The following is a 13,134-nucleotide window of genomic DNA, read 5'->3' on the forward strand; positions in this document are numbered from 1 at the left end:
ACGTTTCTTTCCATTTTGTCCTTTGACCTAACGGGCGGATGTCCTAGATGTCCGCCAATTGGCGCCAAGTATCGAGGAGCTTGAGAGCGATCAAAAAGTCAAAGGCGCCGAAACCACCAAAACCGAAGACACTGTTGCAGAAGCTGGCTGCCTCTCCCGAGAAACTGTTTTCGGGTTCGTTTCGCCAGCAATGCGCAGCACTTTGCTATCGCTTCGCGCCTGACGGGGCGATCGAGATCCTTCTGGTGACGTCGCGCGACAGCGGCCGCTGGCTCATTCCAAAGGGCTGGCCGATGAAGCAGAAGGAACTGCACGAGGCCGCGGCGGTCGAAGCCCTTCAGGAAGCCGGTGTGCGCGGAAAAGTCCGCAAGAAGCCGGTCGGCAGCTATACCTACTTAAAGATGCTCGATGACGGCGACGTGGTGCCCTGTGTGGTCGATATCTTCCAGATCGAAGTCACCAAGCTGGCGGAAAAATACAAGGAGAAAGGCGAGCGTTCGCTCGCCTGGGTAAGCCCCGATGAAGCGGCGCGCCGCGTTCGTGAAATCGAACTTAAATCACTTCTGGTCGACTTCAAGCCACGGTGAGGTCACGCACCGTCCCGGATCATGTGCGTGGACGATAGCCGCGTTGCCGCTTGCTCCGGGCCAGGTCGAGGAAGAGTTTGACCGCGTCCTCTTCCTGCGCAAAATGGTGCACCATCATCTGACCGTGACTTCCGATCCGCCCCCAGCGTCGCGTCAGGCAGGCCTCGCCCAATAGGGACATGGAGATCTGCATGGAGTAGTAGCGCGCCATGTTTCTGGCCGCGTCCCTTCGCTCGACATGGATCTGATACGGTTGAACGATCGTCATGCGCGAAGATTCGGCGATCGGCGCGCATAGGTCCAACGAGAGTTTTGAATCGATAACGGGTGATCGATTCATTTTGGTGATCTGTCACGACCCTGGCCGAAATGGATAAGGGGCCAACAGGCGCACCGCCGAACTTTTCGCAGAGAAGCAAAAGCCGGAGCGGCAGGTACCGTTCCGGCTTTCGAAATCGGAGCCTTTGTTAGCCGGCGAACGTGTAGTCTGCGATCGACTGCGGTTTCATCTCGATCGAGAAACCCGGCCGTTGCGGCGGCATGTAGGCGGCATTCTCGATCACGCAGGGGTCGAGGAAGTGTTCATGCAGATGGTCGACATATTCGATGACGCGACCATCCTTCGTGCCGGAAACCGCCAGATAGTCGATCATCGACAGATGCTGGACATATTCGCACAAGCCCACGCCACCGGCATGCGGCCAGACCGGCAGTTCATATTTTGCCGCAACAAGCAGCACCGCCAAAACCTCGTTGAGGCCGCCCATGCGGCACGAGTCGATCTGGACGATGTCGATCGCGCCCTCGGCGATGAACTGCTTGAACATGATGCGGTTCTGGCACATCTCGCCCGTTGCGACCTTCACCGGTTCAATCGCTTCGCGGATCTTGCGGTGACCGGCGACATCGTCGGGGCTCGTTGGCTCCTCGATGAAGAAGGGTTTGGCGAAAGCGAGTTGCTTGATCCAGTCGATCGCCTCCCCGACCTCCCAGACCTGGTTGGCGTCGATCATCAGATAACGATCCGGGCCGATCACCTCGCGCGCGATCGTCAGTCGCCGGATGTCGTCGGCAAGATCGCGCCCGACCTTCATCTTGATATGGTTGAAGCCTTCGTCGATCGCCTCCTGGGCGAGCCGTCGGAGCTTGTCGTCGTCATAACCGAGCCAGCCGGCCGATGTCGTGTAGCAGGCGTAACCCTCCTGCTCGAGCGTCGCGATGCGCGCGGCCTTGCCGGGCTCGGCTTTCCTGAGGATCGCGACCGCGTCGTCGCGGGTCAAAACATCCGTCATGTAGCGGTAGTCGACGATGTCGGCGATCTCTTCCGGCGACATCTCGGCGACAAGCCGCCACACGGGTTTTCCTGCTTCCTTGGCAAGCAGGTCCCAGACGGCATTGACGACGGCGCCGGTTGCCAGGTGCATCGCACCCTTTTCCGGGCCGATCCAGCGCAACTGACTGTCGCTGGTCAGGTGCCGCCAGAAGCGGCCGGGATGGGCGAGAATGTCTGAAGTATCCTGGCCGACGATCAGATGCCGCATGGCCTTGATCGCCATGCAGCAGATGTCGTTGCCGCGGCCGATGGTGAAGGTGAGACCATGGCCCGCAAGTTCCTCGCGATCGGTGTCGAGGATGACATAGGCCGCGGAATAGTCCGGGTCCGGGTTCATCGCGTCGGAACCGTCGAGGCTCTGCGAGGTCGGAAAGCGCAGGTCGAAGACGCGCAGATCAGTAATGCGGGTCATGGTCACTCCAGTCTTATGATCAATCGTCCGCGCGCACGGACTGCTTCTGGCTGCCGAGGCCCTCGATGCCGAGTTCGACGACGTCGCCGGCCTTGAGGTAACGCGGCGGCTTCATGCCCATGCCGACGCCGGGCGGTGTGCCGGTGGAGATGATGTCGCCCGGCTGCAGCGACATGAACTGCGACAGGTACGAAACGAGATAGGCAACGCCATAGACCATGGTCTTCGACGAGCCGTTCTGCATGGTCTCGCCGTTGACCTTCAGCCACATCGGCAGGTTCTGCGGATCCGGCACCTCGTCCTTGGTCACCAACCACGGGCCCGTCGGGCCGAAGGTGTCGCAGGACTTGCCCTTGGTCCACTGGCCCTGGCGCTCGATCTGGAAGGCGCGTTCGGAGACGTCGTGCACGGTGCAATAGCCGGCGACGTAATCGAGGGCTTCGGCTTCGGTGACGTACTTGGCCTTGCGGCCGATGACGACGCCGAGTTCCACTTCCCAGTCGGTCTTTTCCGAGCCGCGCGGGATGATCAGGTCGTCATTGGGACCGACGATCGCCGAGGTGGCCTTCATGAAGATGATCGGTTCGGAGGGAACCGTGGCGCCTGTCTCGGCGGCATGGTCGGAATAGTTGAGGCCGATGCAGATGAACTTGCCGGTACCGGCCACGCAAGGGCCGAGCCGCTGGTTGCCGTCGACAGCCGGAAGGCCGGCGAGATCGAGCGCCTTGAGTTCGGCGAGTTTGTCCGGGTCGAGTGCGGCACCGGAGAAATCGGCGACGTGGCCCGAGAGATCGCGCAAGGTGCCGTTCGCATCGAGGATGCCCGGCTTTTCCTGGCCCGGAAGGCCGTAACGAAGAAGTTTCATGTGTCTGCTTCCTGTGTTGTCAGATGGTCCAGCCGCCATCGATGGCATAGGCCTGGCCGGTCGTATAGGTGGCGCCCGCGAGATGGACGGCAAGGTCGGCAATCTCTTCCGGCGTACCGAGGCGCCCCATCGGCTGGCGGGCGATAAATGCGGCGCGCGCCGTTTCATAGTCCCCCTGTGCGCGCATGCGCTCCTGCAGCGACGGGCTTTCGACAGTGCCCGGGCAAATCGCGTTGCAGCGAATACCCTCAGAGACATAGTCGGCGGCAACGGCCTTGGTGAGACCGATGACGGCCGCCTTGGTGACGCCATAGGCAAACCGGTTCGGCACACCCTTGATGCTGGAAGCGACCGAAGCCATGTTGATGATGGCGCCGTCCTTGCGCTGAAGCATCGCCGGCAACACGGCGCGGATGGTGCGGATCATCGCCTTGACGTTGAGGTCGAGGGCGAACTCCAGGTCGGAGTCCTTCATCTCCAGGATCGAGCCGGCATGCACGAAACCGGCGCAGTTGAAGAGGACATCGACGGCGCCGATCTTGGCGATCAGCGCTTCGACGGCTTGCGTGTCCAGAACGTCCAGCCGGTGCGTTTCGACAACGGCTTCCTTGGCGAGCGCGGCAAGCGCATCCGCATTGATATCCGTCGCATGTACTTTCGCGCCGGCCTTTGCGAAGGCCAAAGCCGAAGCGCGGCCGATGCCTTGGGCAGCAGCCGTAATCAGGACGACCTTGCCTTTAAGATCCGCTGTCATTCTCGATCCCTCATGCTTTGCGTTCGACGACCAGGATATGGTCGGCGGCGAGAACGACCTCGCCACGCTGGTTGATAACTTCACACCGTTCCACGACGCGCCCCGCCTTCGGCCGCTTCGGATCGTCCTCCTTGGCGGAAATCGTGACGCGGGTGCGGATCGTATCGCCGATATGAACCGGACGCACGAAGCGCAGACGATCATAGCCGTAGGAAAAGGCAACCGGATTGATCAGCGACGCCGTAAGGCCGACGCCAATTGAAAAGATCATGGTGCCGTGGGCGATGCGCTGGCCGCCCGGAAGGGTCTTGGCGAACTCCGCGTCCATATGGTGCGGAAAGAAATCGCCGGTATGGCCTGCATGGACGACAAAGTCGGTCTCGGTGATCGTCCGGCCCGTCGTCAGCCGCTCGTGGCCGAGTTCATAGTCTTCGAAATGGATGATCTGCTCTGACATCTCAGCGTCCCGGGAGCGGTGCGATCGCCGTTGCCGGCGTGGCACTCGATTGATAGGCGGCCTCGACCAAGGCCATCGTCTGCCAGGCGTCCTCGACCGAGCCGATCAGTTCCTGGTCCTCGCCTGTCGCAAAGCGCTGCAGGTTGGCCATGCGGTTGACGAAGGCGTCGGGGAACCACGCACCTTCGAGCGGCACGGAAGCCCACTCGCTGCCATCGATCGGTCGGATCCAAAGCTCGTCCGGCTCGCCCTTGGGGTAGTCGAGATTGACGCCGAGCTTCACATAGGCAGCACCCGACGTGCCCGAGATGCGGAACTCGCAGGCCTGGAACTTGCGGCCGAAATCATGGTCGTGATTGACCGAGAGCACGCAGCGTACGCGATCACCATAGTCGAGGATCGCAGCCGTCCGCGTCTGCGCGACCTCGTGGTTCGGATGGCCGATCGTCTTGGCGTGAACGCCTTGAGGGTTGCCGAGCAGGCCGCGCAGGAGATCCAGGTAGTGGATCGAGTGCATGGCGATCTCGATGCGCGGCAGGCCTTTGAGGAAAGGCCACAGGCCCCAGGGTGTGGCCAGCGCCAGCCAGGCGTCGAAATCGACGACCTCGCCGAGGTAGCCCTTGGCGATGGCATCCTTCAGCGCAAGCATCATCGGCGCGAAGCGAAGCTGGAAATTGACGGCAGCCTTGAGCTTGCGCGTGCGGCAGATTTCGAGGATGGCAGTCGCAGCTTTGAGATCCGAGCCCATCGGCTTCTGGATGAGGGCAGCGGCGCCGACCGGAAGCTTCGCAAGGATGCTGGCATGGGCCGCCGGCGGGGTTGCCAGATCGAAGATCGCATCGGCGACGGCAAGCGCATTCTCTTCCCGTTCGAAGGCGGGAATACCCCAGGCGTCGGCAAGCTTCGCGGCCTTCTCCCGGTCGGGGTCATAGAGGCCGGCAACCGGGAAACCGGCCTGGCGATAGGCCGGCAGATGGGCGTCGTCGACGATGCTGCCGGCGCCGAAGATCACGATCGGCCGGGGCTTTTCCGGTTTCGGCCACCACTGCCTGAGCGTGGCCGGATCGAAGTTGTCAGCCATTGCTGTTGACCTTACCGTCGTGATGGAAGACCTCTTCCATCATCGCCCACCACTCACCTTCTTGCCGCGTCTCAAGCGGCTTCTGGCAGGGCATGCAGACCGACCACCATTCCTGGTTCTTCGGGTGTGCCGCCATCTTCGCCATGTCCGCCTTAAAATCCGAGCCGACATACTCCCAATAGCCGAAGAGCAGGTTTTCCGGCTCCTTGAGGAAGATCGAGTAGTTGGTGACGTTACACTCGGAAATTAGTGCGAGGATCTCCGGCCAGACGGCGGCGTGCAGGGCCTTGTATTCGGCAACCTTCGCGGCTTCGAGGCCGATCACCATTCCCATCCGTTGCATCTCGAATGCCTCCTAGCCACGAAACTCGCGGGTAAACTCGTCGATCGAGCGGGCGCGCACGGCATCCCAGTCCCAGGAAATCCCGACGCCTGGCTCGGACGGCGCTAGGGCACGGCCGTCGCGGATCTCCATGCCCTTGGTCGTCAGGTCGTCGAGCTGCGGGATGTACTCGACATATTTGCCGTTGGGCACGGCGCAGACGAGGCTGACATGCAGCTCCATCAGGAAGTGCGGGCAGACCGGGATGTCGAAGGCTTCTGCCGCATGCGCGACCTTCAGCCAGGGCGTGATGCCGCCGATGCGGGCAACGTCCACCTGGACGATCGAGCAGGCGCCCTTCTGCATGTATTCGCGGAAGTGGCGGATCGAATACAGGGATTCGCCAACTGCAATCGGCGTCGGCGTCGAGCGCGTCAGCCTTATGTGGCCGTCGAGATCGTCGGCCGGCAGCGGCTCCTCGATCCAGGCAAGGTCGAGTTCCTTCAGCCGCGACGCGCGGCGGATCGCCTCGTCGACGGTGAAACCCTGATTGCAGTCGGTCATGATTTCGAAGCCGTCGCCGAGCGCCTTGCGCATCGCCGACAGACGATCGTAGTCCTGCGAACCGTGTGGCTTGCCGATCTTCACCTTCGAACCGGAAAAACCCTTGGCCTTGGCGGCAAGCGCGTCTTCGACCAGCGCCTCCTTTTCGATGTGCAGCCAGCCGCCCTCGGTGGTGTAGAGGGGGCAGCTTTCCTTTGCGCCGCCGGCGAGCTTCCAGAGCGGCAGCTTCTGCTTTTTGGCCCGCAGGTCCCAGAGCGCCGTATCGACGGCGGCAAGCGCCAGCGCCGTAATCGCACCGATGGTCGTTGCGTGCGTGGCAAACTCCATCTTGTGCCAGATCGCCTCGATGCAATCGGCATCCTCGCCGATCAGGATCGGAACGAGGTGATCGGAGAGCAGCCGCATCACCGAGGAGCCGCCGGTGCCGATCGTGTAGCTGTAACCGGTGCCTGTCGCTCCATCGCTGTCGGTGATGGTGACGATCGGGGTTTCCTGGCTGACGAAGCTCTGGATCGCATCGGTCCGCTTCACCTTCGGCGGCAGATCGACCATGCGCAGTTCAATTTTCTCGATTCTTGCCATGTCAGCCTTCCAGAGCCTTGCCGGTATCTATGTCGAAGAGATGGGCGCGCGACAGGTCGAAGCTCATGCGCACTTTCTCGCCCGGGCCAAGTGGGCGCGGATTGAGCATGCGCGAGACCCAATCGCGGCCGTTGAAATGAATGAAGACGAGCGTCTCGTTGCCGAGCGGTTCGGTGATCGACACCGGCAGTTCGACCTCGTGCACGGCTGACGCATCGCCGGCATGCAGGCCGTGACCACTCGGATAGATATCGTCGGGGCGGAGGCCGAAGGTGACTTTTTGGCCCGGACGCAACGCGCTCACAAAGCGCGGCGGGATCGGCAGCCGCGCGCCGCTTGCAAACACCAGCGTACCGTCGTCGACGATCGCCTCGTCCATGTTCATCGGCGGCGAGCCGATGAAGCCGGCGACGAACTTGGTGGCAGGACGCTGGAACACCTCTTCGGGCGTGCCCACCTGCTCGATATAGCCGTCGCGCATGATGACAATGCGATCAGAAAGCGTCATCGCCTCGACCTGGTCGTGGGTGACGTAGATCATCGTTGCCTGCATGCGGGCATGCAGCTTCTTGATCTCGGTGCGGACTTGCGTCCTGAGCTTGGCGTCGAGGTTCGACAGCGGCTCATCGAACAGGAAGACATCTGGCTGGCGCACGATGGCGCGGCCCATGGCAACACGCTGGCGCTGGCCGCCGGAAAGCTGCGACGGGCGGCGTTCGAGCAGATGGCTGAGATCGAGGATGGCTGCCGCTTCGTCGACCCGCGTCTTGATCTCATCGGCCGAGCGCCCTGCGATCTTCAGCGAAAAGCCCATGTTTTCAGCGACCGTCATATGCGGATAGAGCGCATAGGACTGGAAGACCATGGAGATATTGCGCGCCCGCGGCGGCAGGTCGTTGACCTTCTTTCCGCCGATTTCAATCGCGCCGTCGCTGACGTCTTCGAGGCCGGCGATCATGCGCAGCGTCGTCGACTTGCCGCAGCCGGACGGGCCGACGAGCGCGATGAACTCGCGGTCTTTCACTTCGAGGTCGATGCCGTGGACGACCTCGAGCGCGCCGTAGCGCTTGACCAGTTTCCTGAGTGTGACAGGAGCCATGAACGATTATCCTTTCACCGCGCCGAAGGTGAGGCCCGAAACGAGGTGCTTCTGAATGATGAAGGTAAGGGTCAGCGCCGGGATGATCATCACGACGGCGAGCGCACACATGCCGCGCCAGTCGATGGTGAATTCGGCAGTGTAGTCGAGCAGCCCGACCGGTAGGGTCTTGGAATTGACCGAGCGGGTGATCTGCGAGGCAAGCGCATATTCGTTCCAGGAGGTCAGGAACGCGAAGATGCCGGCAGATGCGATGCCGGGACCAGCGAGCGGAAACTCCACCTGCCAGAAAGCCTGCCAGGGCGTGCAGCCGTCGATCTGGGCGGCCTCGGCGAGATCCTTCGGCACCTGGCGAAAGAAGCCGTCGATCAGCCAGATGGTGAAGGGCACGTTGAGCGCCACGTAGGTCAGGATCAGCGAGAAGTGGGTGTCGATGATCCCGGTGCGGGCGTAAAGCATGAAGAGCGGGAGCGAGAGCGCGATACCGGGCACCGCGCGCGTCAGCATGAAGCCGAGGAAGATCGCCGACTTCGCCTTGAAGCGATAGCGGGCGAAGGCGTAGCCGCCGGCCATGCCGATCGCGAGCGCAATCACCGTCGAGGTCACCGAGATGATCAACGAGTTGCGGAAATAGTCCCAGACGGGAACGCCGCCCTGGCCTGCGCCCGAAAACATGGCGCGATAGGCATCGAGCGAAATGCTCTCGGGGATCCAGACCGGCGGTTTCGCCATGATCTCGACGGTCGGGCGCAGCGACGACAGCACGATCCAGAGGCCGGGCAGGCAGATCACGGCCATTGCGAGGAACAGGCCGATCAGGTGCACCGTCTTCAGCAGGCGGCGGCGCAGGCGGTGCGAAGCGTTGATATCCATTACCACTCGGCTCCGATCTGCTGGCGCGCCGCGGCGAGCTTGCGGAAGAAATAGACGGTGAAGACGATCGACAGCAGGATCGCCACATAGGCCATGGCGTTGGCGAGCCCCATGCGAGCATCGGCGTAGGCCGTGCGGCCGACGAGCGTCCACAGCAGCTCCGTGCGCTTGGCTGGGCCGCCATCGGTCATGATCTTGACGATGTCATAGGCGCGCGCGACGTCGAGCGACCGGATCGTCATGGCGATGAAGGCAAACGGCATGAGGTAGGGCCAGGTGACATAGCGGAAGGTCTGCCACGGCGTACAGCCGTCGACATGGGCCGCCTCCACCGGATCCTTCGGCATGGCAAGCAGGCCGGCCAGGATCAGGATCGCAAAGACCGCGGTCGAGGACCAGACTTCGGCGATGATGATCGAAAGCAGTGCGAGATTGCCGTCGATTAGCCAGGGGATCGCCTGATCCGTCAGTCCCAGCGACTGCAGCGCATTGTTGACGAAGCCGATATTGTCGTTGAACAGGAACTTGAACTGGAAGCCGACGAGCACGGGCGAAAACATCATCGGAAACATCATCATGGTGCGCAGCAGGCGCTGGCCATGGGTGGCCTTGTTGACGAGCAGCGCCAGCCCGAGACCGAGCAGCATTTCGGCGTTGAGCGCCACCGTCAGCAGCAGCACGGTGCGGCCGAACGCGACCCAGAATTCGGCGTTGCCGAGCACGGTTGCGTAATTGCGCAGGCCGACGAAGACCCACAGCGTCTCCGGTTTGGTCAAGCGGAACGGCGTGAAGCTCGAATAGAAGGAAAAGAGGAGCGGCAACACGATCACCGCCGCGAGCACGACAAAGGCCGGAAGCAGAAGCAGGGCCGGTGCTGACAATTTCTTGAGCTTCATCGGGCAGTCCTGAGGATTGCATGAAATGGCTGAGGCGGCGCCGGCGCCTTCAAGGCATCGGCGCCGCCTCGTTGTTATCGATCAGAGCTTGCCCGCGTCTTCGACAATGCCGGTCGCCTTCTGGGCGGCGGCATCAAGCGCTTCCTTCGACGTCTTGTCGCCGAGGATGGCGGCCTGTAGCTCGGGATAGACGGCGTTGGAGATTTCGATCCATTCGGCCGTCTTCGGAACCGGGAAGGCATGCTTTGCTGCTTCCTGGAAAGCCTGAAGAACTTCGGTCTTGTAGGCGTCGCCCTCAGCTTGCTTGATGTTGTATTCCCAGACGGCAGTCCGGGTCGGCAACGGGCCGGCAGCCGATTCCAGCTTCTGGCTATCCTCGTTGGTCAGCCACCAGACGAGCGAAGCAGCCGCTTCCTTGTTGGCGCAATCCTCGGTGACCGAGAAGCCATGATGGCCCGACCAGCCGGTGCGCTTGCCGGAAGAGCCGGCCGGCTGGACCTTCACGCCGACATTGCCGGCAACCTTGGAGGACTTCGGGTCGTTGAAGAAGCTCGCCCAGCCAGGCCAGTCGAGATTGAGAGCGATCGAGCCCGAGGCAAAGCCCTGGCCGAGGTCGTCCCAGAGATAGTTGGTCGTTCCCGGCGGTACGGCCTTGTCCTTGTAGAGCTTGACGAACCAGTCGAGCGCACGGACACCGGCTTCGGAGTTGAAAGCCGGGCGGCCGTCCTTGTCGAGATATTCGCCACCTTCGGCGACGAGCATTTCATAGAAGCGACCGTTGATGGCCTCTTCCTTGCCGGCAAACTGCGTACCGTAGAAATTTGGCGGGGCGGCGAAGAACTCGGCCTGGTCGCTGACCTGGGCCCAGGTGTCCGGCGGCGCGAGATCATACCCATATTTCGCCTTGAAGGCGGCCTTCTTGGCTTCGTCCTGGTAGAGGCTCTTCTGGTAGTAGAGAGCCGAGACGTCGAACTGGGCGCGCGGCAGCATCACCAGCTTGCCGTCGAGCGTCGAAGCGTCGATCAGCGCCGGCACGAACTTGGCGATCTCCTCCGGCGGCAAAAGCTGCAGCAAGTCGGTGTAGATGTCGGGGTATTGCGGCGCGAAGGAGGAATGGTTGGAGCCGACGCACCAGCTGACGCCGCCGGTCGCGATATCCGACTTGATCTCCTTGTCGAGTTCGAAGTGGTTCTTCTTCGACAGGATGTTGACCTTGGCGCCGGTCGCCTTCTCCCATTCGCCGATCCGCTCATAGAGCTTTTCGTATTGCTGTCCGCCGATCAGCTTGGCGTCGATCGTGACGCCTTCGAACTTGCCGGGCAGTTCTGCGGCATTCGCCGCTCCTCCTGCACAGGCAAGCATAACGACGCCGGCGGAGACGCCGGCAAGCAGCCTTTTCATGTCCACTCCTCCCGTGTTCACGCCCTCTTCCTGACGTGATGTTCTCATTTGTGAGAAACTAATTCATATACAAACAACATTTTTATGAGGCGTCAAGGGAGAACTTTCCTTTGTAGGCACCTTCGTCTGCGTATATGGATATGAGTATTCACCAAGGAGGCTTCATGGACACCGAAGAGTCAGACCGCTACCGCGCACCGGCCCTTGATAAGGGGCTCGACATTCTCGAGCTGCTCGCCAGCGTCGACGGCGGACTGACGCAGGCGGAGATTTCCAAGCGCCTGAACCGCAGCCCGAACGAGTTCTACCGCATGCTCGATCGGCTGGTGCGGCGCGGCTATGTCACGCGCATCGACGGAGATCGCTATTCGCTGACATTGAAGCTGTTCGGGTTGTCGCAGCTGCATGCGCCGGTCCGCAGGCTTGCCTCCTACGCCACGCCGTTGATGCGCGATCTGGCCCAGCGCTCGAAGCAGGCCAACCATCTCGCCGTCTTCGATCGTGGCTCCGCCGTCGTCATCGCCCAGCAGGAAGCGCCTGATTATTGGGGCATTTCGATCCGGGTCGGATCGCATATCAGCCTCTTCGATACGGGATCCGGCCATATCCTGCTTGCCTTCCGCTCGGCCGAAGAGCGCGAGATGATGATCGCGGAACATGGCAGGAGCAAAGACGAGGTCCCGCGCGGGCCGGAGTTCTACGCGCGCCTCGATCAGATCCGCGAGCGCGGCTATGAAATGATGGCAAGCGCGCAGACAGCCGGCGTCTATAACCTCTCGGCACCGATCCTGGGGCCTGATGGCCGCGGCATCGCGGCGCTGACCGTGCCCTATATCGCGCTCGTCAACGCGCCCTCGGCGCCTGATATCACCGAAAGCATCGCCCTTTTGCTGAAAACCGCCGAGCAACTGTCGACATTGGCCGGTTCGGACGTGGCCTCGACAACAGATTGACGGCACTTGAGAACGATCGTACTTCTTATCTGAATAGATCATTCTTATGTGAGAAGCGTTCGGAGGAGCCGCGCCTTGATCATCGACACCCATCTTCACCTCATCGACAGGTCGAGGCTTGCCTATCCCTGGCTCGCCGGCGTGCCTGCCCTCGACCAGGACTTTCTCTACGCCACCTACGAGCGCGAAGCGCGCCGGCTCGGCATTACCGCCAGCCTGCACATGGAGGTCGATGTCGATCCTTCGGAGATGGAGAAGGAGACATCCGAGGTCGCGCGGCTCGCAGGCCAGGCGGATAGTCTGCTGAAGGGCGCGATTGCCGCCTGCCGGCCCGAAGAGGATGGCTTTGCGGCCTATCTGGAACGCCAGGAAGCAAACGGCCTGGTCAAGGGCTTCCGCCGCGTGCTGCATGTGATGCCGGATGATCTTTCCGAAGGGGCGACGTTCCGCGACAACATCCGCCGGCTCGGCGGCCGTCGCTTCACCTTCGACCTCTGCGTCCTGCCGCAGCAGATCGAAAAGGCGATTGCGCTTGCCGATCTTGCGCCCGACGTCCAGTTCATTCTCGACCATTGCGGCGTGCCCGACATTCGCGCCGGCGCCGAGCACCCCTGGCGCGAGCACATGAGCGAGATAGCCCGCCGGCCAAATGTCACGGCAAAAATCTCCGGTGTCGTCGCCTATGCGGATGAAGCCTGGCAGGTCGAGACACTGCGCCCCTATGTCGAGCACACGATTGGTGTTTTCGGCTGGGACCGGGTGGTCTGGGGAAGCGACTGGCCGGTCTGCACGCTCGGCGGCAACCTTTCGACCTGGGTCGGCGCCACCCACGCGCTTCTGGAAGGCTGCAGCGCAGAGGAAAAGCGCAAGCTGCTTTCCGACAACGCGCGCCGGATCTGGAAGCTCGCCTGAACAGACCTTTCTATAATCTGGTCCGGGACGCCTGGGCGTCCCG

At 62.0% G+C, this 13,134-nt stretch carries 15 protein-coding genes; 3 read left to right on the forward strand and 12 right to left on the reverse strand.

Translation table 11 applies throughout. The features are described from left to right. Positions 1 to 80 precede the first annotated feature (80 nt). Complete coding sequence (locus IB267_RS16450) at positions 81 to 587, forward strand: NUDIX hydrolase (protein WP_192448571.1); 507 nt, start codon at positions 81 to 83, stop codon at positions 585 to 587. 19 nt (positions 588 to 606) lie between these two features. On the opposite strand, the gene IB267_RS16455 is transcribed toward IB267_RS16450, so the two are convergent. The 12 genes from IB267_RS16455 to IB267_RS16510 all read right to left on the reverse strand — a co-directional run bounded on the left by IB267_RS16455 (position 607) and on the right by IB267_RS16510 (position 11,226). Further along, a complete protein-coding gene (locus IB267_RS16455; RefSeq protein ID WP_371742550.1) occupies positions 607 to 855 on the reverse strand; it encodes a WGR domain-containing protein in 249 nt (82 codons plus the stop codon). Between the two features lie 199 nt (positions 856 to 1,054). Then, on the reverse strand, positions 1,055 to 2,332 hold the full coding sequence (locus IB267_RS16460; protein ID WP_192448573.1) for an L-fuconate dehydratase: 1,278 nt from the start codon (positions 2,330 to 2,332) through the stop codon (positions 1,055 to 1,057). A 19-nt stretch (positions 2,333 to 2,351) separates the two neighbouring features. Next, complete coding sequence (locus tag IB267_RS16465) at positions 2,352 to 3,197, reverse strand: fumarylacetoacetate hydrolase family protein (RefSeq protein WP_192448574.1); 846 nt, start codon at positions 3,195 to 3,197, stop codon at positions 2,352 to 2,354. A gap of 19 nt (positions 3,198 to 3,216) precedes the next feature. Next, on the reverse strand, positions 3,217 to 3,951 hold the full coding sequence (locus IB267_RS16470; protein WP_192448575.1) for an SDR family oxidoreductase: 735 nt from the start codon (positions 3,949 to 3,951) through the stop codon (positions 3,217 to 3,219). 10 nt (positions 3,952 to 3,961) lie between these two features. Then, on the reverse strand, positions 3,962 to 4,408 hold the full coding sequence (locus IB267_RS16475) for a MaoC/PaaZ C-terminal domain-containing protein (RefSeq protein ID WP_043619367.1): 447 nt from the start codon (positions 4,406 to 4,408) through the stop codon (positions 3,962 to 3,964). A gap of 1 nt (position 4,409) precedes the next feature. Then, the gene (locus tag IB267_RS16480; RefSeq protein ID WP_192448576.1) at positions 4,410 to 5,489 is read right to left on the reverse strand and encodes a Gfo/Idh/MocA family protein; all 1,080 of its coding nucleotides are present in this window, start codon (positions 5,487 to 5,489) and stop codon (positions 4,410 to 4,412) included. Further along, positions 5,482 to 5,832, reverse strand: coding sequence for an L-rhamnose mutarotase (locus tag IB267_RS16485; RefSeq protein WP_192448577.1), 351 nt, complete (start codon positions 5,830 to 5,832; stop codon positions 5,482 to 5,484). Before IB267_RS16485 ends, IB267_RS16480 begins: the two co-directional genes overlap by 8 nt. 12 nt (positions 5,833 to 5,844) lie before the next feature. Continuing rightward, a complete protein-coding gene (locus tag IB267_RS16490) occupies positions 5,845 to 6,957 on the reverse strand; it encodes a mandelate racemase/muconate lactonizing enzyme family protein (protein ID WP_192448578.1) in 1,113 nt (370 codons plus the stop codon). Position 6,958: 1 nt separating this feature from the next. Next, on the reverse strand, positions 6,959 to 8,056 hold the full coding sequence (locus tag IB267_RS16495; RefSeq protein ID WP_192448579.1) for an ABC transporter ATP-binding protein: 1,098 nt from the start codon (positions 8,054 to 8,056) through the stop codon (positions 6,959 to 6,961). Between the two features lie 6 nt (positions 8,057 to 8,062). Beyond that, positions 8,063 to 8,929, reverse strand: a complete 867-nt coding sequence (locus IB267_RS16500; protein ID WP_043619379.1) for a carbohydrate ABC transporter permease — start codon at positions 8,927 to 8,929, stop codon at positions 8,063 to 8,065. Then, on the reverse strand, positions 8,929 to 9,825 hold the full coding sequence (locus IB267_RS16505; protein WP_034796432.1) for a carbohydrate ABC transporter permease: 897 nt from the start codon (positions 9,823 to 9,825) through the stop codon (positions 8,929 to 8,931). The genes IB267_RS16500 and IB267_RS16505 overlap by 1 nt, the downstream gene beginning before the upstream one ends. A gap of 81 nt (positions 9,826 to 9,906) precedes the next feature. Further along, positions 9,907 to 11,226: a sugar ABC transporter substrate-binding protein gene (locus tag IB267_RS16510; RefSeq protein WP_192448580.1), complete on the reverse strand. Its 1,320-nt coding sequence runs from the start codon at positions 11,224 to 11,226 to the stop codon at positions 9,907 to 9,909. Positions 11,227 to 11,390: 164 nt separating this feature from the next. Here IB267_RS16510 and IB267_RS16515 point away from each other — a divergent pair, with 164 nt between their 5' ends. Next, positions 11,391 to 12,179: an IclR family transcriptional regulator gene (locus tag IB267_RS16515; protein WP_192448581.1), complete on the forward strand. Its 789-nt coding sequence runs from the start codon at positions 11,391 to 11,393 to the stop codon at positions 12,177 to 12,179. Between the two features lie 75 nt (positions 12,180 to 12,254). Next, positions 12,255 to 13,091 carry an amidohydrolase gene (locus tag IB267_RS16520; protein WP_192448582.1) on the forward strand — a complete coding sequence of 279 codons (837 nt, stop codon included), beginning with the start codon at positions 12,255 to 12,257 and terminating at the stop codon, positions 13,089 to 13,091. Positions 13,092 to 13,134 lie beyond the last annotated feature (43 nt).

Origin of the sequence: Ensifer sp. ENS09 (assembly GCF_014852425.1) — a bacterium.
Classification (GTDB): domain Bacteria; phylum Pseudomonadota; class Alphaproteobacteria; order Rhizobiales; family Rhizobiaceae; genus Ensifer.